Source organism: Paracoccus sp. MC1854, assembly GCF_014164635.1.
GTDB lineage: Bacteria > Pseudomonadota > Alphaproteobacteria > Rhodobacterales > Rhodobacteraceae > Paracoccus.
The window spans coordinates 47,391-71,173 of sequence record NZ_JACJFU010000010.1; the positions used below are offsets into that span (position 1 = coordinate 47,391).

A 23,783-nucleotide genomic window follows, 5' to 3' on the forward strand; every position below is an offset into this window, starting at 1 on the left:
CATTCAACAGAAACTCTGGACATTAATCCGCATGAACGAGAAAGATCTTCCTCTTGCGGGAAAGACCATAGTGTTCACTGGTTCGCTTTCTACGCTGAGCCGAAGTGATCAGCGCGCGATAGCTGCCCACTTCGGAGCTAAGTGTTCGAATATCGTTAATTCCGAGACTGCTTTCCTTGTTGTCGGCGAAGATCACATCTCAGCAAGGAAGATTCGTATTGCGAAAGAGTGCAACATACAAATTGTTGATGAATCAAAACTGTTAGAGTTGATGGCCTTTAAGCCGTTTTCTCACTTTTTCCCCGGATTTGCTCCTCAACGTAAGCTTGCGAGTGAGGCTCAACTCGCATCAATCGAGAATTTCTACAATACTGAAATAGATTTTGAGATGACCGAGGTGCAAGCTAATACCTTGCTTAGCATACGGGATTACGTGCAAGCTGTTGCACGCATTATTCGACGGGAAGGAGGCAGAGTAAGTTCTGACGCAGAGGTTGTGGTTGCTGCTTTATTGGTGAACGACTCCAGCCTTTCCGACTATGCAAAGCTTTGGAATGCTCGCAGGTTCAGCCGAGGAACTCACAATAGTTATGCTCGACTAGCGAGAGATGAAACTTTTAAGATTGTCTATGACATCATGCAACGAACTATGCAGGAATATTAATCAGTGCCCTCAAGCTTGGGTTTAATAAAATATTAATTCCTGTAATTCTGGAGAAGATTAAGTTATTTATTCAGGCTGCATGTCGGAAGCGCGGACTACATGGCCCACGCGCCCGTTTATCTTAAGCTTTACGCCTGACCCTCGCGCGCCGCCTTCGTCGCCTTGGTCCACCAGACCAGTTCCTTCAGCATCCCTTTCAGCGAGCCTTCCAGCACGCCCTCGATCTCGCTGATCGGCGCATCCTGACCGCCGCTCCAGACCTTGAAGAACTCGGACCCGCCGATGTGGACAGCGTTCCGCAGCGGGACCATCTGCAATTCCACTGCGACATTGCGCAAATGCTCCAGCGACCGCGCGCCGCCCATCGAGCCATAGGCCAGCGCCCCGATCGGCTTGCGGTTCCAGCCCACGTAATCCTGGTCGAAGGCGTTCTTCACCGAGGCGGGCATCGAGTGGTTGTATTCCGCCAGCACGAACAGATAGCCGTCGAATTCGGCCACCTTCTGCTGCCAGCGCACCGCGCGCGGGTCCTGCGAGGGCACCCAGGCGTTCGAGGCCGCCTCGTCGAAGAAGGGCAGGTCATAGTCGCGCAGGTCCACCAGCTCGAAGTCGAGTTCGGGGTGATCCTTGACCTTCTCCATCAGCCAGGCGGCGGGCTTGTCGGCGAAACGCGCCTTGCGGGTCGATCCGATGATGACGGCGATCTTGGGCTTGGACATCGTGGTCTCCGTGATTAACTAGGTTTCCAGAAGATACTTCGTATCAATTAGAGACCGCGGGACGACCCCGCAAGAAGGCACCTCGATGAAACCATGGGATACTCACGACAGCGGCACCTGCCACCGCATCAGCGAGATGCTGTCGCGGATCGGCGACAAGTGGACGCTGCTGGTGGTGCGAGCGCTGGGGAACGGCCCCCGTCGTTTCTCGGCCCTGCGGCGGGAACTGGGCAGCATCTCGCAGAAGATGCTGACGCGAACGCTGCGGAACCTCGAACGCGACGGACTGGTCAGCCGCAAGGTGACTCCCAGCACGCCGCCGCAGGTGGAATATGCGCTGACGGCGATGGGAGAGGACCTGTTCGGTCCCATCACCGCGCTGTCGGACTGGACGATCACCCATGCCGACTGCATCGACGCGGCGCGGGCGGCCTATGATCAGCGTGAGGCTCAGCGCGCGGCATAGTCCATCAGCGCGCGGAACAACTCGGGCGGAAGTTTCTGCGGATCGGTGATGGTGATGGTCGTCCCGGGAGGCAGGGCCGCGGGGTCCCCGGGCGAAGCGGGGCGCTGGGTGATCCCGGTTGCCGCCGCCATCCCCGGTGGCAGCATCGGCGCGACCCCACCCCCCGGCGCCACGATCAGCGGCGGCAGTTGCGGCATCCCTTCGGCCCGCACCGGTCCCTGTTCGGCCAGGGCCTGTGCCTGTGCAGCGCCAAGCTGCTGTTCCAGCTCGCGCACGCGGCGTTCCTCAAGCTGGGAAAGCTGGGCGTTCACCTGCGCCTGCACGTCCTGCTGCATCTTCGCGGTGACGGCACCCAGCTGGGCGTTCACCGCATCGACCCCCTCGGTGAAGCCCTTGCGCCAGGCGGCATCCACGGCGGGCTGGCAATCCTGTGCAAAGGCGGGCAGGGCGAACAGGACTAGGGTGGCGGAAAGGGCGCGCATCACGACTCCTCAGGCGGTTTGCATCCCGAACGCAGGACGGGGCCGCAAGGTTCGTGCCTTCTGGCGGACGGCGGGCCGAAGCCTGCCGTCCGCCTGTTGCGGGGCTATCTTCAGCCCTTGTCGGAATCCGCGGTTTTCGGCGGGTTCATGTCCGCCGCCGGAGCTTCAACCTCGCTGACATGCGGCGCGTCGCCCGTGTTCACATCCCCGACATCCGGCGGGTTCATGTTGCCCGCCGGCGCGTCCGCCTCGGAGACATGGGGCGCTTCATCCTTGTCCGGGCCGCCTGCCTGTCCGCTCATGCCCGCAATCATCGCCCGCAGCTCGGCATTCTCGGCCCGGGCCTTGATCGCCATCTCGCGCACGACGTCGAATTCCTCGCGGGTGACGAGGTTGCGGTCGGCGAGCCAGCGGTCCACCCAGCCCTTCATGGCGGTCTCGGCCTCGTCCTTGGCCCCCTGCGCCACGCCCATGGCGTTGGTCATCAGCTTGGACACATCGTCGAAAAAGCGGCCTGGGCCGCTGCTGTGGGTGGTCATCGCGCAATCCTCTCGCAAGGCGGTAGGCTCAATATGACGGCCCCCGCCCCCGGCTTCAATGTCCCGCGCGCCGGTTGACACCCCCGGCACGCGCAGCCAAGCAGCCCCGGCACGCGCGAGGCCCCCATGATCCCTTTCCCCGAGATCTCTCCCGACATCTTCACCATCACCATCGCAGGGCGGGAATTCGCCCTGCGATGGTATGCGATGGCCTATCTGGTCGGGCTGCTGCTGGGCTGGTGGATGATCGCCACGCTGATGCGCCGCCCGCATCTGTGGGGCGGCACCGCCCCCATGCGCCCCGGCGCGGTCGAGGAACTGCTGACCTGGGTCGTCGTCGGCGTGATCCTCGGCGGGCGTCTGGGCTTCGTCCTGTTCTACGAGCCAGCCTATTACCTTGCGAACCCGGCCGAGATCATCAAGGTCTGGCAGGGCGGCATGTCGTTCCACGGCGGCTTCCTGGGCGTCGTGCTGGCCGCCTGGGCCTATGCGCGGAAGAACGGCATCGCGCCCCTGCGGCTGGCCGATGCGCTGGCAGTCGCGGCCCCCGTGGGGCTGTTCCTCGGCCGCATCGCCAATTTCATCAACGCCGAGCTTTGGGGTCGTCCTACCGATGCGCCCTGGGGCGTGATCTTTCCCGGCGAGGCCGCGCAGGACTGCCCCGGCGTCGAGGGCCTCTGCGCCCGCCACCCGAGCCAGCTTTACGAGGCAGGGCTGGAAGGGCTGCTGCTGGGGCTGGTGCTGTTTCTGCTTGTCCGCCGCGGCGGCCTCGCACGGCCCGGTCTCGTGCTGGGCGTGTTCCTCGCGGGCTACGGGCTTGCGCGCTTTGTGGTCGAGTTCTTCCGGCAGGCCGACGCGCAGTTCGTCACGCCTGACAACCCTTGGGGCCATGTCCTCGGCGGGCCGGTCTGGGGCATCACCATGGGGCAGCTTCTGTCGCTGCCGATGATCGCGGTGGGCCTGGGCTTCGTCCTCTGGACGTTGCGGAGATGACGCCGCTGGGCCGCATCATCGCAGGCCGGATCGCCGCCGAGGGGCCGATGGGGCTGGACGACTACATGCGGCTCTGCCTCATGCACCCGGATCACGGCTATTACGCCACCCGCGACCCCTTTGGCGCCCAAGGGGATTTCACCACCGCGCCCGAGATCAGTCAGATGTTCGGGGAACTGGTGGGCCTTGCGCTGGCGCAGGCCTGGCTGGATCAGGGCTCGCCCGCCCCCTTCACGCTGGCGGAACTGGGCCCGGGGCGGGGGACGCTGATGGCGGACCTGCTGCGGGCGACCCGCCGGGTGCCGGGCTTTCACGATGCAGCGCGGGTGACGCTGGTCGAAACCTCGCCGCATCTGCGGCAGGTCCAGCGCAAGCGGCTGGGCGAGATCACGCATCTTTCCTCGGTCGCGGACCTGCCCGAGATCCCGCTGTTCCTGGTCGCCAACGAGTTCTTCGACGCCCTGCCGATCCGCCAGATGCAGCGCGCCGAGGGTGGCTGGGCCGAGCGCATGGTGACGCTGGACGACAGCGGCGCGCTGACCCTGGCGCTTGCTGCGCCGGTCGCGCTGCCCCGCGCGGCGCCGGAGGGCGAGATCTGGGAGATCTGCGCCGAGGGGACCGCCATCATGTCCACCGTGGCCCAGCGCCTCGCCGTGCATGGCGGCGTGGCGATCGTGGTCGATTACGGCACCTGGGACGGCAAGGGCGACAGCCTGCAGGCGCTGCGCCGCCACGCGCCCGAGGGCATCCTCACCCATCCGGGGGAAGCCGACCTGACCGCGCATGTCGATTTTGCTCCGCTTGCGGGTGCGGCGATCCGGGCGGGTGCTGCGGCATCGGCGCCCGAGCGGCAGGGCGACTGGTTGCGCGCATTGGGGATCGAGGCGCGGGCGGCGCGGCTTGCCGCGGCTGGCGATGCGGGGGCCGAAGCCGCGCTTCACCGCTTGACCGACGCGGCCGAGATGGGCCACCTGTTCAAGGCGATGGCGGTCTGGCCGCGCCATCTTCCGCCGCCGGCGGGGTTCAGGCCCTTGCCGACCGCCGCCCCGACCCAAGCCTCTGCGACTGCCGGGCAGCCCGGCCTCGCCCCCCGATCATGACGCAATTGCGGGACGATCCGATGACGCTGGAAATCCTGACGCACCCCTCGCTGCAGCCGATCCGCCACGGGTTCTTCACCCGCAAGGGCGGGGCCTCCTCGGGCCTGTTCTCGGGGCTGAACTGCGGGCGAGGGTCCACGGACCAGCGCGACATGGTGGCCATCAACCGCGCCCGCGTGGCCGAGGCGCTGGGCGTTGGCCCCGACCGGCTGGCCACGGTCCACCAGACCCATTCCGCGCAGGTCGTGACACTGACCGAAGGCGACGACCTTGAGGCCGTGGCGATGACCGAGGCCGACGCCATCGTCAGCACCATCCCCGGCATCGCCATCGCGGTGCTGACCGCCGACTGCCAGCCGATCCTGTTTGCCGACCCCGAGGCGGGCGTGATCGCCGCCGCCCATGCGGGATGGAAAGGCGCGCTGGACGGCATCCTGCAGGAAACCGTCGCCGCCATGAAGGCCGCGGGCGCCACGGACATCCGCGCCGTCATCGGCCCCTGCATCAGCCAGCGCGCCTATGAGGTCGGCGAGGACTTCATGGACCGCTTCCTGACAGAGGACGACGGCCATGCCCGCTTCTTCGCAGGCGGGCCGAACGGGCGGCCCATGTTCGACCTGCCGGGCTTCGGCCTGTCTGTCCTGCGCGATCTGGGGGTCGAGGCCGAATGGACCCGCCACTGCACCTATTCCGACCCCGACCGCTTCTTCAGCTATCGCCGTTCCACGCACGAAGGCGCGGCGGATTACGGGCGGCTGATCTCGGCCATCACGCTCTGACGTGCTCGATCAGTTCGAAGGGCACGCCCGGCTCGTCCTTGGCGCAGCGGATGACGAGGCTGGTCTTGACGCTGGCCACGTTCTCGGCAGCCGTCAACTGGTCGGTCAGGAAGCGCTGGAAGGTGGACAGGTCGGGGGCCACGCATTTCAGGATGAAGTCGATCTCGCCGTTCAGCATGTGGCATTCGCGCACCAGCGCCCATTCGCGGGCGCGCCTTTCAAAGGCGGTCAGGTCGCGTTCGGACTGGCTGTGCAGGCGGACCATGGCGAAGACCTGCACCTCGAAGCCGAGGCTGCGCGGGTCCACGTCGGCGTGATAACCGCGGATGAAGCCCTGCTCCTCGAGCGTGCGGACGCGGCGCAGGCAGGGAGGGGCCGAGATGCCGACGCGGCGCGCCAGTTCGACATTCGTCATTCGGCCGTCGGCCTGCAGTTCCTTGAGGATGCGTCGGTCGATGTCGTCCAGCCGGGCGCCAGCCATGATGTATCCGATAAAGGGAAATCGCAGCTTTCCTATCTTCCGCAGCTTCGGTTCGCAACATTGTTTCGCGGCCTGAGGGTTTGCGCCGTTGTGGAAGACCGGGGCGTGCGGTCCGGCCTGCCTCCGGTGGGGGTATTTGGCTCCAGTGAGAAATGCTGGAACATGGGGGAGGAAGTTCTTTTCTTTCGGCAAGGAAGAGTGAAGCACAGGCAGTCCGGCGATCCGACCCGGCCCCACGGGCCCTTGCGGTTGAACCGCGGGGCGGGCGGGGTTAACTCGGGCGGAACACGCATCCATGAGGCCCGCCCGTGACCCAGACCGCCGAGACCCTGCCGACGCATCACCGGCTCATCATCATAGGTTCCGGCCCTGCGGGTTATACCGCCGCTGTTTATGCCGCCCGCGCCATGCTTGTGCCGCTGCTGATTCAGGGCATCCAGCCCGGCGGCCAGTTGACCATCACCACCGATGTCGAGAACTGGCCGGGCGATGCCTCGGTCATGGGTCCCGACCTGATGCTGCGGATGGAAACCCATGCGCGCGAGATGGGCGCGCGGATCGTCTCGGACACCGTCACGCGGCTCGACCTGTCGCAAAGACCCTTCGTGCTGGAATGCGACAGCGGCGCGCGGCTGACGGCGGATGCGCTGATCCTTGCCACCGGGGCGCAGGCGCGCTGGCTGGGGCTGGACAGCGAAAGCCGCTTCCAAGGCTTCGGCGTCAGCGCCTGCGCGACCTGCGACGGCTTCTTCTATCGCGGCCGCGAGGTGATCGTCGTCGGCGGCGGCAATACCGCTGTCGAGGAGGCGCTGTTCCTGACCAACTTCGCCAGCAAGGTGACGCTGGTCCACCGCCGCGACAGCCTGCGGGCCGAGCGCATCCTGCAGGACCGCCTGTTCAAGCACCCCAAGGTCGAGGTCATCTGGAACCACGAGATTGCCGAGATCACCGGCACCGACCAGCCGCTTGGCGTGACCGGCGTGCTGCTGCGCTCGACCGGGGATGGCAGCACCCGCATGGTCGGCGGCGACGGCGTCTTCATCGCCATCGGCCACTCGCCCGCGTCCGAACTGGTCAAGGGCCAGCTTGAACTGCGCGATGGCGGTTATGTGAAGGTCGAGCCGGGCAGCACCCGCACCTCGGTTCCCGGCGTCTTCGCTGCGGGCGACCTGACCGACGACACCTATCGGCAGGCCATCACCAGCGCCGGCATGGGCTGCATGGCGGCGCTGGACGCCGAGCAGTGGCTGGCCGCGCAGGGTCTGGCTCAGGGCACGACCACGCCCGCCACCGCGACCGAGCTTCCCCAGCCGCAAGTGGCCGACGGGTGACACCCGCCAGCCATGCGTTAAGCGAAACCCAGCCCTCGGCTCGGCCGCAGGTTGCAGAAGACTGGCCTTGGGGCTAAGGGGCGGGCGCACACCGTGAGCCTGTTGCGCGGTGCAGCGCCATGTCACGAACCATCGAGTGTAAGATGACCCAGCCGCCGAACCTCGCGCCGATCCCGGAACTTTATGTCAACGCCGACTCGGCGCAGAAGCTCAAGGCGGACGCCGGCGACATGCCGTCCTGGGACCTGACGCCGCGCCAGCTTTGCGATGTCGAGCTGCTGATGAACGGCGGCTTCCACCCACTCAAGGGTTTTTTGACCGAGGCCGATTATGACGGCGTGGTCGAGAACATGCGCCTGTCCTCGGGCGGGCTGTGGCCGATGCCGATCACCCTGGACGTGAGCCAGGAGTTTGCCGACAAGATCGAGCCGGGCACCGACATCGCGCTTCGTGACCAGGAGGGCGTGATCCTCGCCATCCTGTCGGTCACCGACAAATGGGTGCCGAACAAGAAGCGCGAGGCCGAAAAGGTTTTTGGGGCCGACGACGTGGCGCATCCGGCGGTCAACTACCTGCACAACGTCGCGAGTCCGGTCTATCTGGGTGGGCCGATCACCGGCATCCAGCCGCCGACGCATTACGACTTCCGCGCCCGCCGCGACACGCCGAACGAGTTGCGCGCCTTCTTCCGCAAGATGGGCTGGCGGCGCATCGTGGCCTTCCAGACCCGCAACCCGCTGCACCGCGCCCATCAGGAACTGACCTTCCGCGCGGCGCGCGAGGCGCAGGCGAACCTGCTGATCCACCCGGTCGTCGGCATGACCAAGCCGGGCGACGTGGACCATTTCACCCGCGTCCGCTGCTACGAGGCCGTGCTGGACAAATACCCGCAGGCGACCACGCATCTGTCGCTGCTGAACCTTGCGATGCGGATGGGCGGCCCGCGCGAGGCGGTATGGCACGGCATGATCCGCCGCAACCACGGGCTGACCCACATGATCGTCGGTCGCGACCACGCGGGGCCGGGCAAGAACAGCCAGGGGCAGGACTTCTACGACCCCTACGCCGCGCAGGATCTGTTCCGGCAGCACCAGGACGAGATCGGCATCGAGATGGTCGATTTCAAACAGATGGTCTATGTGCAGGAACGTGCCCAATATGAACCCCGCGACGAGGTCGAGGAGGGCGCGACCATCCTCGACATCTCGGGCACCGAGCTGCGCCGCCGTCTGCGCGAGGGGCTGGATATCCCCGAGTGGTTCAGCTTCCCCGAGGTCGTGACGCAGCTGCGCCGCACCTCGCCGCCGCGCGACCAGCAGGGCTTCACGGTGTTCTTCACCGGGCTTTCTGGGTCCGGCAAGTCCACCATCGCCAACGCCCTGATGGTCAAGCTGATGGAGATGGGCGGGCGCCCCGTGACGCTGCTGGACGGCGATGTGGTCCGCAAGCACCTTTCCTCGGAACTGGGCTTTTCCAAGGAACACCGCGACATCAACATAAAGCGCATCGGCTATGTCGCGTCCGAGATCACCAAGAACGGCGGCATCGCCATCTGCGCGCCCATCGCGCCCTATACGGCCACCCGCCGCGCGGTGCGCGAGATGATCGAGCAGTTCGGCGCCTTCATCGAGGTCCATGTCGCCACCTCGCTTGAGGAGTGCGAGCGCCGGGACCGCAAGGGGCTCTACAAGCTCGCCCGCGAAGGCAAGATCAAGGAGTTCACCGGCATCTCGGACCCCTACGAGGAACCCGCGACGCCCGAGTTGCGCGTCCAGACCGAAGGGGTGGACGTCGATTACGCCGCCCAGCAGGTGCTGCTGAAGCTGGAACAGATGGGCCTGATCGGGTTGAACTGATCGACTCATTGACAAGATGCCGCCCTCCGGTCCAACCCGGAGGGCGTTTTCGTCCCCGAGCCCCGGATGCCACAGCCCGTCCTTATCCTTTCCATGAAATGGGGCACGCTTTACGGCGCGGCGGATGTGAACAACCTTGCGGCAGGAGTGCGGCGGCATCTGGACCAGCCGCACCGCTTCATCTGCTTCACCGATGACGCGGCCGGGCTTGATCCCCGGATCGAGGCCCATCCGTTGCCCGCGCTCGACATGCCGCCGGGCAACCAGGATACGCGCTGGCGCAAGCTTGCCCTGTTCAACCCCGATCTTTTCGGGCTTTCCGGCACGGCGCTGTTTCTGGACCTCGATCTGGTGGTGGTCGGGCCGCTCGGCCCGTTCTTCGACCATCCGGGCCGCTTCGTGATCCTGCGCGACGACGACCTGTTCCGGCCCAAGCCCCTGCGGCGGCTGAACCGCTCGCGCGACCGCTTCCTGCACATGGTCGGCAACACCTCGGTCTTCCGCTACGAGATCGGCGCCCATCCCGAGATCGTCGAGACCTATGTCGCCGACCCGCAGGCGGCCGCCAGGCGCTACGAGCACGAGCAGCAGATGGTCAGCGACATCCTGCACCGGCAGGGGGCGTTGGGATACTGGCCGCGCAGTTGGTGCGTCAGCTTCAAGAACGACTGCGTGAGGCGCGGACCCGCGAGCTACCTGCGCGATCCCGAGTGCCCGGCGGACGCGCGGATCGTGCTGTTTGCGGGCAGCCCCAAGATGGCCGATGTGCTGGCCGGTCGGGGCGGGCGCTGGTATCGCCACATCGGCGACACCGGCTGGCTGCGCCGCGCTTGGGAAGACAATCCATGAGCCTGCATCTCGTCACCGGTTCTGACGACAACTACTTGCCGGGGGTGCTGGTGCTGATCGCCTCGGCGGCGGCCCATACGCCGGGGCTGAGGGCGACGGTGCTGGACAATGGCATCTCGGCCGCGAACCGCGCCCGCATCGACGCGCTGGGCACCCGGCTGGGCATCCCCGTCAGGCGGATCGAGATCGACGGGGACGACTTCGCCGACCTGCCGGTCACGCGCGGGCACCTGACACGCAGCACCTATTTGCGGCTGCTGATCCCCGCGCTGATGCCCGACGAGGATCGCGTCCTCTACATGGACTGCGACATGGTCGTGACGGATGACTTGTCCCCGCTGGGAAGGCTGCCGCTTGATGATGCGCTGCTGGCCGCGGTCCCGTGCCCCAGCCCCAGCGCGCCCGAACTGGCGGACATGGGGATGCCGCGGGGGGAATATGTCAACGCGGGGCTTCTGGTCATGAACCTGCCCGCCTGGAGGGCCGAGGGCCTTGCCGACCGTTGCAGGGCGCTGTTGTCCGACCCGAGCCGTCCCTTGCGGAGCGAAGATCAGAGCGCCCTCAACCTCGCCGCCCGTGGCCGGGTGCTGCCTTTGCCCGCGCGCTTCAACACCTATGCCGATCCGGCGGCCCATGGGACGGTTGCCGACCTGCCGCGCGACCCGGCGGTGATCCACTATGTCGTCGGGCTCAAGCCTTGGGCCGGGCGGGTTCCCCTTGGTCGGGTGTGGGAGAGCTATGCGGCCACCATTGCCGACCTGATGCCACCGCTGGACAAGGAAAGATGGAAGCGGCGCCTGTCCGGATGGAACACGCGCCGCAAGGTCATCCTAGGGGCGATGCTGGGTCGCCCCAAATACCGCGCCCGCCTGCAGGTCGAGCGGGCGATCCGCGACATGGAACACCGGCTTGCCGCCGGTGTCCCGCAGCCGCTCAGTGGACGCTGACAGGCACCAGTTCGTTCTGGCGCGCGAGGGCGAATGCGAGGCGGCGGTCGGCGACCAGCGCCAAGCGCTCGCCATCGACGCCGTGGACGGCATAAAGCGCGTCCAGTTCGGGCGCCTGCATCCGCACCTCGGTGGGAAGGCTCTCCATCGTCACGCGGCGGACATAGACGGTGTTGCCGGCGTCGGTCGGAAAATCGTGTTTCATGTTCATGGCGATCCCCTTCACTTTCGGCTGATCGGTATGGTCTTGACGAAGCTCTGCGGCGTCACCCGCCGCAGATCGATGTGAAGCAATCCGTTTTCCAACGCGGCATTCTCGACCTCGATCCCTTCGGCCAGCACGAAACTGCGCTGAAAGGCGCGGGCGGCGATGCCCCGATGCAGGAAGACCCGCTCGTCCGAGCCCTCGGCCTGCCGCCCGCGGATCACCAGTTGCCGATCCTCGATGGTCAGCGACAGGTCGTCCTCGGCGAAGCCCGCGACGGCCAGGGTGATGCGGAACCCGTCGGGGGCGCGATGCTCGATGTTGTAGGGCGGGTAACCCTCGGCCCCCTTGGCGGCACGTTCCGCCAGCCGTTCAAGCTGGTCGAAGCCCAGCAGGTAGGGGTGGGTGCCCAAGGTCATCTTGGTCATCGGCGTCCTCGGTCAACAAGCGACTGCTTCGGCCCGGCCCCGTTGCGGCGACCCGGCCATGACCATGATATGTAGGCGCGGCCCGCGTCCCGCAAGAGGGGGCAAGGTTATGCTTACCAAAGCGAAAATCCGCAGCTATGATCCTTTGGCGCGCCTGCACGCGCCCGGCAGGCCTGACGATTCGATGAACGCCCAGAACGAGATGTCGCATGACGAGATGGCCCGCACCCGGCTGGACGGGCTGCGGCGTCAGCATCGCGAACTTGACGAGGCGATCATGGCCATGGCCGTGGACGGCGTCGTCTGCAGCATGACACTGGGCCGGATGAAGCGGCAGAAGCTGGCGCTCAAGGACCAGATCGCCCGGCTGGAGGACGAGCTGACTCCCGACATCATCGCCTGATTGCGCCCGCCGGCGCCGCCGGTATGATGCGGGCTTTCCGCGCGAAGGGGGCAGGGATGACGGTTCCGGTCGGCATCATCATGGGCAGCCAGTCAGACTGGGCCACGATGCGCGAGGCGGCGGCGATTCTGGACGAACTGGGCGTGGCTTATGAGACGCGCATCGTCAGCGCCCACCGCACCCCCGACCGGTTGTGGGACTATGGCCGTTCCGCCCTGGGCCGGGGCCTTCAGGTCATCATCGCGGGGGCGGGCGGGGCGGCGCATCTGCCCGGCATGATGGCATCCAAGACCCAGTTGCCGGTGATCGGGGTGCCCGTCCAGACCCGTGCCCTGAACGGTGTCGACTCCCTTTATTCCATCGTCCAGATGCCCAAAGGCTTCCCTGTCGCCACCATGGCGATCGGTGCGGCCGGAGCGGCCAACGCGGGGCTGATGGCCGCCGCGATCCTTGCCCTTTCCGACCCTGCGCTGGCGCAGCGTCTGGACGACTGGCGCGCGGCGCTGTCGGCCTCGATACCCGAGGAGCCTGCCGATGACTGACCCGCTGAAACCCGGCGCCACCATCGGCATCCTCGGCGGCGGCCAGTTGGGCCGGATGCTGTCCGTTGCCGCCAGCCGCCTCGGCTATCGCTGCCACATCTACGAACCGGGGCCTGCGCCAGCCGCCGACGTGGCCCACCGCCTGACGAGCGCCCCCTACGAGGACGACACCACCCTGCGCGACTTCGCGGCTTCGGTCGATGTAGTCACCTACGAGTTCGAGAACGTCCCCGCCGCCTCGCTGGACCTGATCGAAAGCTTGGTCCCGATCCGCCCGAACCGCCGTGCGCTGGCCGTGAGCCAGGACCGGCTGGCGGAAAAGGACTTTCTCGGGGGACTGGGCCTATCGGTTGCACCCTATGCCGCCGTCGGTTCGGCCGACGACCTCGGCACCGCGATGCAGGGACGGGACCGCGCCATCCTTAAGACCCGGCGAATGGGCTATGACGGCAAGGGGCAGGTCCCCATCAAGGCGGGCGACGACCTTTCCGCCGCATGGGCGCAGGTGAACGCGCCGTCGGTTCTGGAAGGCTTCGTTGATTTCACCGCCGAGATCAGCGTCATCGTCGCCCGTGGTCAGGATGGCGCCGTCGCGGCCTACGATCCGGGCCTGAACGTCCACCGCGAGGGCATCCTGCGGACCACCACCGTCCCCTGCGGCCTGTCCGCGCGGCTGATCCCCGATGCCGTGCTGACCGCCAGCCGCATTGTCACCGCGCTCGACTATGTGGGTGTGATGGGAGTGGAACTGTTCGTCACGCCGCGCGGCCTGATCGTCAACGAGATCGCCCCGCGCGTCCACAACTCGGGCCACTGGACGCAAGCGGGCTGCGCCGTGGACCAGTTCGAGCAGCATATCCGCGCCGTCGCGGGCCTGCCTCTGGGCGACGGCAAGCGCCACGCCGACGTGGTGATGGAGAACCTGATCGGCGACGACATCGACCGCTTGCCGGACCTGCTGCGGCAGAGCGACACCCAGATCCACCTTTATGGCAAGGCCGAGGCCCGCCCCGGCCGCAAGATGGGTCACGTCAACATCATCCGCCGCTGAAGCCTGACGCCTGCGGGCTTCTTTCTGGCTCAAATACCCATTGCGGCAGTGCCATCAGGCGCGCCGCCCCCGGTTCAGGCCCGAGGCAGCACCTCGCGCAAATAGCGCACCATGTTGCCGCCCATGACATTGGCGATCTCGTCCTCGGTCAGCCCTGCATCCATCAGCGCCTGCGTCAGCGCGGACAGTCCCGCCGCGTCGAAGGGCACGCCGACCGAGCCGTCCCAGTCCGAGCCCAGCGCCACGTGATCCTCGCCCACCAGCGCGATTGCGGCGAGGATGGAGGCAGCGATCCCCGCCGGACTGTCGTTGCAGGTCACGTCCGGCCAGAAGCCGATCCCGATGATCCCGCCGCTGGCCGCCACCGCCTGCAGCAGGTCGTCCTGAAGGTTCCGCGGCGTGTTGCAGGTGCCATGCACGCCGGTATGGCTGATGATCGGCCGCGTCCCCGGCATCGCCAGCACGTCGCGCACCATCTGCGGCGAGGCATGGGCGAGGTCGATGACCATGCCCCGGCGCACGGCTTCCGCGACCACCTCGCGCCCGAAATCCGTCAGCCCCGCCTGCGACTGCCCGTGCAACGAGCCGCCGAGTTCGTTGTCGAAGAAATGCGTGAGCCCGACCAGCCGGTAGCCCGCGCCCTCCAGCACCGCGAGGTTGGTGAGGTCGCCTTCCAGCGGATGCGCGCCCTCGATCCCCAGGATCGCGCCGACGACCCGGCTGCCCGAGGCCCGATCCGCCAGAACCGCATCCAGATCGCCGCGCGTGCGGATCAGACGCAGGCTTGCGGGCTCGGCCTCGGCCAGACGCCGCAGCCGGGCGGCTTGGTCGAGCGCCCGCTCCTTGAGGCTGAACCATGTCTGCACAGGGCGAAGCTGGCCGATCACCAGCGGGGTGATGTTGTCGGGGGCCGCGGCCTCGTTTTCCGCATAGTTCTGGCCGCGCGGGCTTCGGGTGACGGCGGTGAAGACCTGGATGGCGATGTTGCCCTGATCCAGCCGCGGCAGGTCCACGTGCCCCTCGGGGCGGCGCACCGACAGGTCGCGGTCCCACAGCAGGGCGTCGGCATGCAGGTCGCCGATCACCAGCCGGTCATGCAGCGCCTGTGCCTGCGGCGAGACCGGCCAAGGGCTGCGCGCGGTGACCGGGTTCAACTGGTCGGCCACGATGCGCGGGCCGAAGACCCCGACCCCGAGCGCGCCCAGCAGCACCACCGCCAGAAGCACCCAGAGGACGCGCAGAACACCGCGGCCGCGGCGCCGGCGAAAGGGATCGCGCGCCACCGGCTCAGGCTTCCATCGCCTCAAGCTCGTCGATGAAGCCCTCGATCATGGACAGGCCCTTGTCCCAGAAGGCGGGGTCCGCCGCGTCCAGCCCGAAGGGTGCCAGCAGTTCCGAATGATGCTTGGAGCCGCCCGCGCGCAGCATCTCGAAGTATTTCGCCTGGAAGCCCTCGGGCTGCGCCTCGTAGGCCGCATAAAGCGCATTCACCAGCCCGTCGCCGAAGGCATAGGCATAGACGTAGAAGGGCGAGTGCACGAAATGCGGGACGTAGGTCCAGAAACTCTCATATCCCGGCATGAACTCGAAGGCGTCGCCCAGCGATTCATGCTGGATCGACATCCAGATCGCGTTGATGTCGTCGGGGGTCAGTTCGCCTTCTGCCCGCGCCGCGTGCAGGCGGCATTCGAAATCGTAAAAGGCGATCTGGCGGACGACGGTGTTGATCATGTCCTCGACCTTGCCCGCCAGCAGCGCCTTGCGCTGGGCCGGGTCTTCCGTCTTCGCCAGCAGCGCGCGGAAGGTCAGCATCTCGCCGAAGACTGAGGCCGTTTCCGCAAGCGTCAGCGGCGTCGAGGACAGGAGTTCTCCCTGGCCCGCCGCCAGCCGCTGGTGGACGCCGTGGCCCAACTCATGCGCCAGCGTCATCACGTCGCGCGGCTTGCCGAGGTAGTTCAGCAGCACATAGGGATGGGCGTCGGTGACGGTCGGATGCGCGAAGGCGCCCGGCGACTTGCCCGGCTTCACGCCCGCGTCGATCCAGCCCTTCTCGAAGAACGGCTGGGCCAGCTTTGCCAGCTCCGGGTCGAAGCCTGCGTATGCGTCCAGCACCGTCGCCTTGGCCTCGTCCCAGCCGACCAGACGCGGGCTTTCCTGCGGCAAAGGCGCGTTGCGGTCCCAGACCTGCAGCTTGTCGAGGTCGAGCCATTTCGCCTTCAGCCGGTAATAGCGGTGCGACAGGCGCGGATAGGCGGCGACCACCGCATCGCGCAGCGCCTGCACGACCTCGGGTTCGACGTGGTTCGACAGGTGCCGCGCGGTCTGGGGCGTCGGCAACTTGCGCCACCTGTCCTCGATCGCCTTTTCCTTCGCCAGCGTGTTGTGGATGCGCGAGAAAAGCTTGACGTTCCCGCCGAAGACCTCGGCCAGTGCCCTGGCCCCGGCCTCGCGCTGCCTGCGGTCGTGGTCGGTCAGCAGGTTCAGCGTGGCTTCCAGCCCCAGTTCCTCGCCGTCCACATCGAAGGTCAGGGCGGCGGTGGTTTCGTCGAACAGCCGGTTCCAGGCGGCGGCGCCCACGACCGAGTTGTCATGGAGGAACTTCTCAAGCTCATCCGACAACTGATAGGGGCGCATCGCCCGCATCCGGTCGAACACCGGCTTGTAGCGCGACGGCCCGCAGGGGGCGCTGAAGGTCTGGGCGTAGACATCATCGGGGATGCGGTTGAATTCCAGGCTGAAGAACACCAGCGGAGTCGTCATGTCCGTGATCTTCGCCTGCAGGTCGCCCAGCATCTTGGCGCGTCCCGCGTCGGTCGTGTTCTGGTAATAGCGCAGGCCCGCATAGGACATGATCCGCCCGGCGATCAGGTCGATCTCCTCGTAGCGCTGGATGCATTCCAGCATCCCGGCGGGGGTCAGGCCGGCCAGCTTGCCTTCGTAGTCGGCGGCGAAGCTGGTGCAGGCGGCCTGCAGCCTTTCAAGGTCGCGCGCCAGTTCCGGCGCCTCGGGCGAGGCGTAAAGGTCGGTCAGGTCCCATTCCGGCAGGTTTCCCAGCGAAACACCGGCGCCGTGGTTTTCAGCGTCAAGCAGCAGGGTCTCGCGAAGGGGCAGGCGGGTCATGGGGATCTCCTTTTCAGCATTGCCCAACATTTGTCCTCTGAGGGCCGTCGGTTCAACCCGTGCTGTGGCATCGGGCGGGGTGTCTGCGTTGAGGTTGGGTCGGGCGCTGCCCCATCGTCGCATACGACGATCCTGGGATTTTTGCGTGAAGAAGATGGGGGCAGAGGAAGGTTCCGGCGCGTCCGGCGATTGCCAGCCACGCGCCCGGACCCTAGCCTCGCGCCCGACGATCACCCGAAGGAGAGGCTGCCATGCCCGACACCGACCGCCCGCAAGGCTTTGACACGCTTGCCATCCACGCGGGTTCAGCACCCGACCCTGCCACGGGCGCGCGGCAGGTGCCGATCTACCAGACAACGGCCTACCAGTTCCGCGATGCCGAGCATGCCGCCCGGCTTTTCGGGCTGAAGGAGGTCGGCTACATCTATTCCCGCCTGACCAACCCCACCGTCGCGGCACTGCAGAGCCGCGTGGCGGCACTGGAAGGGGGCGCAGGGGCGGTTTGCTGTTCCTCGGGGCACGCGGCGCAGATCATGGCGCTGTTCCCGCTGATGGGGCCGGGCAGGAACCTCGTCGCATCGAGCCGGCTTTACGGCGGCACGGTCACCCAGTTCGGCCAGACGATCCGCCGCTTCGGCTGGTCCTGCCGGTTTGTCGACCTTGAGGATGCGGCGGCCGTGCGCGCCGCCATCGACGAGGACACGCGGGCGATCTTCTGCGAATCGATCTCGAACCCCGGTGGCTACCTGACCGACATCCCGGCGCTGGCGCAGATTGCCGATGAAGCGGGGGTGCCGCTGATCGTGGACAACACGCTGGCGACACCCGCGCTGTGCCGGCCCATCGAGGCGGGGGCGACCCTGGTCGTCCACAGCCTGACGAAATACCTGACCGGCAACGGCACCGTCATGGGCGGGGCGGTGATCGACTCGGGCCGCTTTGACTGGTCGGCCTCGGACAAGTTCCCCTCGCTGTCCCAGCCCGAGCCGGCTTATCACGGGCTCAAGTTCCAAGAAACCTTCGGGCCTGCCGCCTTCACCTTCCATTCCATCGCCATCGGGCTGCGCGATCTGGGCATGACCCTGAACCCGCAGGCCGCGCATTACACGCTGATGGGGATCGAGACGCTGGGCCTGCGGATGCAGCGCCATGTCGAGAATGCCAGGAAAGTGGCCGAGTGGCTGGAGACCGATCCCCGCGTCGAGGAGGTCAGCTATGCCGGCCTGCCGTCCTCGCCTTGGGCCGACCGCCTGCAGCGGCTTTATCCCAAGGGGGCAGGGGCGCTGTTCACCATTCGACTGAAGGGCGGATACCAAGCCTGCGTGGAGATGATCGGGCGGCTGAAGATGATCAGCCATGTCGCGAATCTCGGGGATGCGCGGACGCTGGCGATCCATTCGGCCTCAACCACGCACAGCCAGTTGACCGAAGAACAGCAGATCGCCGCGGGCGCCGGGCCGGACTTGGTGCGGCTTTCGATCGGCATCGAGGACGTGCAGGATATCATCGCCGATCTGGATCAGGCGCTGAGCTGAAACAGGCAGGGCCGCAAGGACGCGGCCCTCTCAGCCGCGGGGACCGAAAAGGATCACTGCGGCCCCGGCAAGGCAGAGGGCGGCGCCGATCGCATCCCAGCGGTCGGGCCGCACCCCTTCGACCGCCCAGAGCCACCCGAGCGAGGCGCAGATGTAGATCCCGCCATAGGCCGCGAAGGCCCGCCCTGCCGCATCCGACGGCACGCGCGTCAGCAGGACGGCGAACAGCAACAGGCTTGCCGTTCCCGGCAGCGCCCACAGCCAGCTTTTCCCCGTCCGCAGCCAGGCCCAGAAGGCAAAGCATCCCGCGATCTCGGCCAGCGCGGCGACTGCATAGACCAGCCCCGTCATGCGGAAGCCACCCGCTGCGGGGCAGACACGCCATTCATGTCGTGAAAGGATAAGATGGTGGAGCCAAGGGGAGTCGAACCCCTGACCTCTTGAATGCCATTCAAGCGCTCTACCAACTGAGCTATGGCCCCACCGGAGGTCTCGGGCTGCGTTGTCCGCCGCCCGCGTGGGGGGTCGTATATGGGCAGTCGCGCAGGGGTGCAAGCGAAAAAGAACGCCGTCTCTGCCCTGGGTCATCTGTCTGCGCAAGTTCCTGACCCGCAAAAGAAAAGGGGGCCGAAGGCCCCCCTTGGAAAGCGATGTGGTCCTGCTCAGTCCTCGTCGGGCTCGGCCACGTCGGCGATCTCGTCCAGCGACACGTCGGCGTCATCGTCCTCGTCAAGCAGGTCGTCGTCCAGTTCGCCCGCATCCGTCGCATCGTCCAGATCGTCGTCGATCACCTCATCCGTTTCAGCCTCGCGCGCGGCAGCCTTTTCCGCGATCAGGGAACGGGTGCGTGCGCTCATGAGGCTTTCGGCCGAAAACTCGGTGCTGCAGGCCGGGCAGGTCATGGGATCGTTGCGAAGGTCGTAGAAACGGCTTCCGCAGGCGGGGCAAAGGCGCTTGGTGCCCCATTCCTCTTTGGGCATGGTGTTCTCTTTTCGCCAAGGGTCAGGTAAATCCGGCCTCCCGTGCCACAGGGCATGGGGGGTGTCAAAGGCTTTCGGACGGCGCAGAGGTGACGCTTGGACGGCACTGTGATTCTGACGGATGGAACAACGGTCAGCCTGCGCCGGACGACCCGCGCCCGGCGGATGACGCTGCGCGTCTCGCGCAGGGACGGCTCGGTGACGCTGACGCTGCCGCCGAGCCTGGCCCGGGCAGAAGCGCTGGCCTTCCTGGACGACCGCAGCGATTGGCTTTCGCGCGCCCTGGCCGGGGTCGAGCCGCAGCAATCGGTGGAGTTCGGGACTGCCCTGCCGGTCGAGGGAAGGCCGCTGACACTGACCCCTGCGCCGGTGCGCGCGCCGCGGGTCGAGGCGGCGCTGCTGCTGCTGCCCGGAGGGCATTCGGCTGCGGTGTCGGCGGGGGCCTATCTTCGCACGCTGGCGCAGGCGCGGCTTGCGGCGGCAAGTGACCGCCATGCCTCAGCCCTCGGCCGCCGCTTTGTCGCGATCACGCTGCGCGACACGCGGTCGCGCTGGGGCAGTTGCACGCATCAGGGGCGGCTGATGTATTCCTGGCGGCTGGCCATGGCGCCGCCCGAGGTGCTGGACTACGTCGCCGCCCATGAGGTCGCGCATCTGGCGCATATGAATCATTCGCCGGCCTTCTGGGGAACGGTTGCCCGGCTGTATCCGGGATTCGCGCAGCCAAGGGCATGGTTGCGGCAGAATGGCGCAAGCCTGCACGCATGGCGCTTCCGGGCCGAATAAGGCCGGCGAGGGTGGCTGCGTTCGCGGATATTTCCACACAGAAGAGGAGGAGACGCTTCTTGGATGAAATGAGCGCGTTTCTGCGTTCCAGGCATCAAGGAAATTGACAGCTTTCCCCGACGTGATCACAAATGCGCATGGTGACGACGCTGCGCCCTCAGACGACAACCCAGCCCGCCGTGCATGAGCGGCTGTATCGCGCCCTGCGAAGCCGGATCATGCTGGGCGAACTGCCGCCCGGCCGTGCGCTGACCCTGCGCGGGATCGCGGCCGAGGAACGTGTCAGCATGACCCCCGCGCGGGAAGCGGTCCGCCGGCTGGTGGCCGAAGGGGCGCTGACGCTGTCGGCCTCGGGGCGCGTGTCCACCCCCGCGCTGTCGGTCGAGCGGATCGAGGAGCTTGCCGCACTGCGTGCCCTGATCGAGCCGGAACTGGCCAGCCGCGCCCTTCCCCGCGCCCATCTTGCGCTGATCGACCGGCTTGCGGTGATCAACACCGCCATCGGCGAGGCGGCGCAGAACCACGACTCGGTCGGATACATCCGCAGCAACCTTGAATTCCACCGCACGCTCTACCTGCGCGCACAGGCGCCGGCGATGCTGGCGATGCTGGAAACGATCTGGCTGCAGCTCGGGCCGACCATGCGCGCCGTCTACCAGCGGATGCGCCGGAACGAGGCGCCCCGGCATCACCGCATGATCCTCGCCGCGCTGCGGGCGGGGGATGAGCCGGCGCTGCGGCTGGCGATCAGGACGGATGTGACGCAGGGACTGCGCCATCTGCTGCCGACGGCAGGAGAGGCAGGCCGCTGAGGTCAGACTTCCTCGATCCGCAGCTCTACCGGATCGCCTTCGACGACGCCCGTGCGCGGCAGCGCCTCCATCGCGTGGTCGATCGCCTCGGGCGTGGTCTTGTGGGTGACGATCAGCACCGGCGCCGAACCCGAGGCGTGACCATACTGTCGCATCCGGTCGATCGAGATGCCTGCCTCGCCCAGCACCGAGGCCACCTTTGCCAGCGCCCCCGGCTTGTCGGCCAGCGTCAGCCGCAGGTAGTAGGCCGCAGGCACAGCGGTCCGCGCCGTCTGGGGCGAGTCGAGCGTTACCGCCGGCTGCCCGAAGACCGGCAGACGGACCCCGCGCGCCAGTTCCACGATGTCGGACATGACCGCGCTGGCCGTCGGCCCTTCGCCCGCGCCCGCGCCGCGCAGCACGATCTGGCCGACCGAGTCGCCTTCGATCACCACCATGTTGGTGCCGCCTTCCAACTGCCCCAGTGGGCTGTCGCAGGGCACGAGGCAGGGCGACATCCGCTGTTCCAGCCCCCGCGCCGTCATCTGCGCCACACCCAGAAGCTTGATGCGATAGCCCATGTCGGCGGCGCGGCTGATGTCGTCGATCGAGACGCGCTCGATCCCCTCGATTTCCACGCCGTCGAAGGCCATCTTGGTCCCGAAGGCCAGCGAGGCGAGGATCGCGAGCTTGTGGCTGGCGTCGATGCCGCCCACGTCCAGCGTCGGGTCAGCCTCAAGATAGCCGAGCCGTCGGGCTTCCTCGAACACCGTGTCATAAGGCAGGCCGGCTGACTGCATCCGGGTCAGGATATAGTTGCAGGTGCCGTTCATCACACCCATGACCCGCTTGATGCGGTTGCCGGCGAGGCTTTCGGTCAGCGTCTTGATGACGGGAATGCCGCCCGCGACAGCGGCCTCGAAGCGGATGGTGCGGCCGGCGGCCTCGGCCCGCTCGGCCAGCTTGTGCCCGTGAACGGCCAGAAGGGCCTTGTTCGCGGTGATGACGTCCTTGCCGTTGTCCAGCGCCAGTTCGATCATCTCGCGTGCGGCACCGTTCTCTCCGCCGATCAGTTCGACCACCACGTCCACGTCGTCGCGCAGGGCGAGATCGGCGGCCCGCTCCACCCAGGCATAGCCCGACAGGTCGGCATCACGGTTGCGGGTGCGGTCGCGGGCGCAGATGGCGGTGATCTCGACGGGCCGCCCGGCGCGCAACGCGATCAGGTCGGGGTGCTTCTGGATGATCTTGACCACGCCGATCCCGACGGTCCCCAGACCGGCGATGCCAAGGCGCAGCGGCGTGGGCGTGGCGGACATGAAGGGCCTCGTCTGATGAAGGGCAGGGCAGCGTTCGGGTGTTAGCGCGGGGTTTGGGGCTTGGCAACGTGGCCGCGTCTACAACCAGCGGCGGGTGCGCGCGGCCCACAGGTCGAAGGCTTGGGCATCGCGGCGGCGCAGCCACGCCTCCTCTTGCCGGATGAAGCGGCGGTCGAGCAGCAGGACAAAGAGGGGCACGAGGATCAGCGCCGCGAATGGCTGCCAGACAAGGCAGAGCCCGGCAAGAATCAACACGTCGCTCAGGTAGATCGGGTTCCGGGACAGGCGAAAGACCCCATGCGTCACCAGGGCGGTCGGTTGCCGCGTCGGATCGACCGTTGCGCCCGCGCGCATCATCGTCAGGGCCGCGACGGCCATCAGTCCCAGTCCCAGCCCCGCCAGCGTCCAGCCTGCCGTGGGGAGGCCGGGCATCGGCAGGATTTGTCCCGCAAGAAAGGCGAGAAGCGCGAAGGCCAGCAGCCAGACCGGCGGATAGTCTGCCAGCTTCCGGATCATCTGTGTCACGGCTGGTTTCCTATTCCCGCCACAGCCGGTCCACCCAGTCGGTGGGACGAAGATAGTGCCGCAGGTGGCGGCCGAGGCTTTCGCGTCGGCGTCCGTCGAAAGCCGCGCGAAGATGGTCGAAGGAAGGGCGCGGGCTGTCCTTCTCGCTCCACCGGCCGGCAATGGCGTCCGGCGGGTTGAGGCTGCCGGCGAAGATCACGATGCGCGCCCCTTTCGGGATGCGCGGCGCGGACCAGTAGCGCGCAGGAAAGGCCGGGACGCAATCGGCGCGGAAATGGACGACCCAACCCTTGGGCCAGAACCTGACGCCCCCCGGCGCGCGGCGGGTGACGAAACGCTGCTCGAAGCGGTATTCGTCGGCGATGCCCTGCGGGTCGGCGCGGAAGATTTCCTGCAAGGGGGCGAGCTTGCCGACCCGCATCCGGTAGACCGAGGTCTGGCCCAGCTTCTCGAAGGGCTTGATGCTTTGCGGGTTGGTGGCCAGCACCGTGTCGTCGGGATCGCCGAAGCTGAAGAAATCATCCAGATTGCCGACGATCACCACGTCGAGGTCGAGAAACAGCACCGTTCCGGTGATATCCCCCAAGTCCCCCCAGAGCCGCGACTTGGGCCATTTCCCCAGCGTGTTCCTTGGCGCCTCATAGTCGAACTCGGGCAGGGGCCGCACCACGACATCAGGGTGCAGTCCGGCGCCATCATCGGTGAAGCAGATCAGCCGGAAGGGCGGGGTGATGTTCCGCGCGATCATCCCCCGCAGGCGGTTGACGTATTCGGGACCGAACTTGCTGCCCCACTTGATGCAGATGATCTGTTTGACGGCGCTCATGGTTCCGAGTCGTGGCACGGGCATGGGCAAAGGGGCAAGCGGAAGAAAGGGGCTTTGCCCCTCGGT

At 66.9% G+C, this 23,783-nt stretch carries 27 protein-coding genes, 1 tRNA gene and 1 pseudogene; 15 read left to right on the forward strand and 14 right to left on the reverse strand.

All coding sequences use genetic code 11. The annotated features are described in order from the left end of the window. The first annotated feature begins 31 nt into the window (after nt 1-31). The gene (locus H5395_RS10265) at nt 32-664 is read left to right on the forward strand and encodes a BRCT domain-containing protein (RefSeq protein ID WP_182792481.1); all 633 of its coding nucleotides are present in this window, start codon (nt 32-34) and stop codon (nt 662-664) included. A gap of 128 nt (nt 665-792) precedes the next feature. Here the strand turns inward: H5395_RS10265 and H5395_RS10270 are convergent, their stop codons facing one another. Next, the gene (locus tag H5395_RS10270; protein ID WP_182792482.1) at nt 793-1,383 is read right to left on the reverse strand and encodes an NADPH-dependent FMN reductase; all 591 of its coding nucleotides are present in this window, start codon (nt 1,381-1,383) and stop codon (nt 793-795) included. A gap of 85 nt (nt 1,384-1,468) precedes the next feature. Here H5395_RS10270 and H5395_RS10275 point away from each other — a divergent pair, with 85 nt between their 5' ends. Continuing rightward, nucleotides 1,469-1,849 (forward strand): helix-turn-helix domain-containing protein, encoded by a 381-nt coding sequence (locus H5395_RS10275; protein WP_182792483.1) that lies wholly within the window; start codon nt 1,469-1,471, stop codon nt 1,847-1,849. On the opposite strand, the gene H5395_RS10280 is transcribed toward H5395_RS10275, so the two are convergent. Further along, entirely contained in the window at nt 1,834-2,331 is a 498-nt protein-coding gene (locus H5395_RS10280) for a hypothetical protein (protein ID WP_182792484.1), read from the reverse strand. The genes H5395_RS10275 and H5395_RS10280 overlap by 16 nt on opposite strands. Before the next feature lie 290 nt (nt 2,332-2,621). Then, nucleotides 2,622-2,870, reverse strand: a pseudogene (locus H5395_RS18930) (accessory factor UbiK family protein); the annotation flags it as partial. A 126-nt stretch (nt 2,871-2,996) separates the two neighbouring features. Here H5395_RS18930 and lgt point away from each other — a divergent pair. Genes lgt through pgeF form a run of 3 tightly spaced genes read left to right on the forward strand, consistent with a single transcriptional unit; the run spans nt 2,997 to nt 5,742 of the window. Next, a complete protein-coding gene (gene lgt / locus H5395_RS10290) occupies nt 2,997-3,863 on the forward strand; it encodes a prolipoprotein diacylglyceryl transferase (RefSeq protein WP_182792486.1) in 867 nt (288 codons plus the stop codon). Next, complete coding sequence (locus H5395_RS10295; protein ID WP_182792487.1) at nt 3,860-4,963, forward strand: class I SAM-dependent methyltransferase; 1,104 nt, start codon at nt 3,860-3,862, stop codon at nt 4,961-4,963. Before lgt ends, H5395_RS10295 begins: the two co-directional genes overlap by 4 nt. Nucleotides 4,964-4,983: 20 nt before the next feature. Continuing rightward, nucleotides 4,984-5,742, forward strand: a complete 759-nt coding sequence (pgeF, locus tag H5395_RS10300) for a peptidoglycan editing factor PgeF (protein WP_182792488.1) — start codon at nt 4,984-4,986, stop codon at nt 5,740-5,742. Here pgeF and H5395_RS10305 read toward each other — a convergent pair. Continuing rightward, nucleotides 5,732-6,223 (reverse strand): Lrp/AsnC family transcriptional regulator, encoded by a 492-nt coding sequence (locus H5395_RS10305; RefSeq protein WP_182792489.1) that lies wholly within the window; start codon nt 6,221-6,223, stop codon nt 5,732-5,734. The two genes, pgeF and H5395_RS10305, sit on opposite strands and share 11 nt — an antisense overlap. Before the next feature lie 308 nt (nt 6,224-6,531). Between H5395_RS10305 and trxB the strand changes: the two genes are divergently transcribed. From trxB to H5395_RS10325, 4 genes are all read left to right on the forward strand, one after another. Continuing rightward, a complete protein-coding gene (gene trxB, locus H5395_RS10310) occupies nt 6,532-7,554 on the forward strand; it encodes a thioredoxin-disulfide reductase (protein ID WP_182792490.1) in 1,023 nt (340 codons plus the stop codon). Between the two features lie 143 nt (nt 7,555-7,697). After that, the gene (locus H5395_RS10315; RefSeq protein ID WP_182792491.1) at nt 7,698-9,410 is read left to right on the forward strand and encodes a bifunctional sulfate adenylyltransferase/adenylylsulfate kinase; all 1,713 of its coding nucleotides are present in this window, start codon (nt 7,698-7,700) and stop codon (nt 9,408-9,410) included. 66 nt (nt 9,411-9,476) lie between these two features. Continuing rightward, nucleotides 9,477-10,259 (forward strand): hypothetical protein, encoded by a 783-nt coding sequence (locus H5395_RS10320; RefSeq protein WP_182792492.1) that lies wholly within the window; start codon nt 9,477-9,479, stop codon nt 10,257-10,259. Then, a complete protein-coding gene (locus H5395_RS10325) occupies nt 10,256-11,206 on the forward strand; it encodes a glycosyltransferase family 8 protein (protein ID WP_182792493.1) in 951 nt (316 codons plus the stop codon). The genes H5395_RS10320 and H5395_RS10325 overlap by 4 nt, the downstream gene beginning before the upstream one ends. Here H5395_RS10325 and H5395_RS10330 read toward each other — a convergent pair. Further along, nucleotides 11,193-11,417 (reverse strand): DUF1150 family protein, encoded by a 225-nt coding sequence (locus H5395_RS10330; RefSeq protein WP_182792494.1) that lies wholly within the window; start codon nt 11,415-11,417, stop codon nt 11,193-11,195. The two genes, H5395_RS10325 and H5395_RS10330, sit on opposite strands and share 14 nt — an antisense overlap. A gap of 11 nt (nt 11,418-11,428) precedes the next feature. Beyond that, complete coding sequence (locus H5395_RS10335; protein WP_182792495.1) at nt 11,429-11,839, reverse strand: Hsp20 family protein; 411 nt, start codon at nt 11,837-11,839, stop codon at nt 11,429-11,431. Between the two features lie 184 nt (nt 11,840-12,023). On the opposite strand from H5395_RS10335, the gene H5395_RS10340 reads away from it, so the two are divergent. From H5395_RS10340 to H5395_RS10350, 3 genes are read left to right on the forward strand one after another with little or no spacing between them, the layout of a single operon-like run. Beyond that, a complete protein-coding gene (locus H5395_RS10340) occupies nt 12,024-12,242 on the forward strand; it encodes a YdcH family protein (RefSeq protein WP_182792562.1) in 219 nt (72 codons plus the stop codon). Between the two features lie 56 nt (nt 12,243-12,298). Further along, nucleotides 12,299-12,784 (forward strand): 5-(carboxyamino)imidazole ribonucleotide mutase, encoded by a 486-nt coding sequence (purE, locus tag H5395_RS10345; RefSeq protein ID WP_182792496.1) that lies wholly within the window; start codon nt 12,299-12,301, stop codon nt 12,782-12,784. Further along, the gene (locus H5395_RS10350; RefSeq protein WP_182792497.1) at nt 12,777-13,835 is read left to right on the forward strand and encodes a 5-(carboxyamino)imidazole ribonucleotide synthase; all 1,059 of its coding nucleotides are present in this window, start codon (nt 12,777-12,779) and stop codon (nt 13,833-13,835) included. The genes purE and H5395_RS10350 overlap by 8 nt, the downstream gene beginning before the upstream one ends. 74 nt (nt 13,836-13,909) lie before the next feature. Here H5395_RS10350 and H5395_RS10355 read toward each other — a convergent pair whose 3' ends face one another. Together H5395_RS10355 and H5395_RS10360 are read right to left on the reverse strand one after the other, a co-directional pair. Beyond that, on the reverse strand, nt 13,910-15,118 hold the full coding sequence (locus H5395_RS10355) for a dipeptidase (RefSeq protein WP_370576434.1): 1,209 nt from the start codon (nt 15,116-15,118) through the stop codon (nt 13,910-13,912). Between the two features lie 4 nt (nt 15,119-15,122). Beyond that, the gene (locus tag H5395_RS10360) at nt 15,123-16,955 is read right to left on the reverse strand and encodes a M3 family oligoendopeptidase (RefSeq protein ID WP_182792498.1); all 1,833 of its coding nucleotides are present in this window, start codon (nt 16,953-16,955) and stop codon (nt 15,123-15,125) included. A 251-nt stretch (nt 16,956-17,206) separates the two neighbouring features. On the opposite strand from H5395_RS10360, the gene H5395_RS10365 reads away from it, so the two are divergent. Next, nucleotides 17,207-18,490, forward strand: a complete 1,284-nt coding sequence (locus tag H5395_RS10365) for an O-acetylhomoserine aminocarboxypropyltransferase/cysteine synthase family protein (RefSeq protein WP_182792499.1) — start codon at nt 17,207-17,209, stop codon at nt 18,488-18,490. Nucleotides 18,491-18,520: 30 nt separating this feature from the next. Here H5395_RS10365 and H5395_RS10370 read toward each other — a convergent pair whose 3' ends face one another. The 3 genes from H5395_RS10370 to H5395_RS10380 form a co-directional block, all read right to left on the reverse strand. Next, nucleotides 18,521-18,841, reverse strand: coding sequence for a YnfA family protein (locus H5395_RS10370; RefSeq protein ID WP_182792500.1), 321 nt, complete (start codon nt 18,839-18,841; stop codon nt 18,521-18,523). A 55-nt stretch (nt 18,842-18,896) separates the two neighbouring features. Next, nucleotides 18,897-18,972, reverse strand: a tRNA-Ala gene (locus H5395_RS10375). Nucleotides 18,973-19,152: 180 nt separating this feature from the next. Beyond that, nucleotides 19,153-19,470, reverse strand: a complete 318-nt coding sequence (locus tag H5395_RS10380; protein WP_182792501.1) for an FYDLN acid domain-containing protein — start codon at nt 19,468-19,470, stop codon at nt 19,153-19,155. 96 nt (nt 19,471-19,566) lie between these two features. Between H5395_RS10380 and H5395_RS10385 the strand changes: the two genes are divergently transcribed. Together H5395_RS10385 and H5395_RS10390 are read left to right on the forward strand one after the other, a co-directional pair. Then, entirely contained in the window at nt 19,567-20,256 is a 690-nt protein-coding gene (locus H5395_RS10385) for a M48 family metallopeptidase (RefSeq protein ID WP_234450860.1), read from the forward strand. Nucleotides 20,257-20,393: 137 nt separating this feature from the next. Then, on the forward strand, nt 20,394-21,068 hold the full coding sequence (locus tag H5395_RS10390) for a GntR family transcriptional regulator (RefSeq protein ID WP_182792565.1): 675 nt from the start codon (nt 20,394-20,396) through the stop codon (nt 21,066-21,068). 2 nt (nt 21,069-21,070) lie between these two features. Here the strand turns inward: H5395_RS10390 and H5395_RS10395 are convergent, their stop codons facing one another. The 3 genes from H5395_RS10395 to H5395_RS10405 form a co-directional block, all read right to left on the reverse strand. Then, entirely contained in the window at nt 21,071-22,366 is a 1,296-nt protein-coding gene (locus H5395_RS10395) for a homoserine dehydrogenase (protein ID WP_182792502.1), read from the reverse strand. A 78-nt stretch (nt 22,367-22,444) separates the two neighbouring features. Beyond that, nucleotides 22,445-22,882, reverse strand: coding sequence for an isoprenylcysteine carboxylmethyltransferase family protein (locus tag H5395_RS10400; protein ID WP_182792566.1), 438 nt, complete (start codon nt 22,880-22,882; stop codon nt 22,445-22,447). Between the two features lie 19 nt (nt 22,883-22,901). After that, nucleotides 22,902-23,717 (reverse strand): glycosyl transferase, encoded by an 816-nt coding sequence (locus H5395_RS10405; protein ID WP_182792503.1) that lies wholly within the window; start codon nt 23,715-23,717, stop codon nt 22,902-22,904. Between the last annotated feature and the right edge of the window lie 66 nt (nt 23,718-23,783).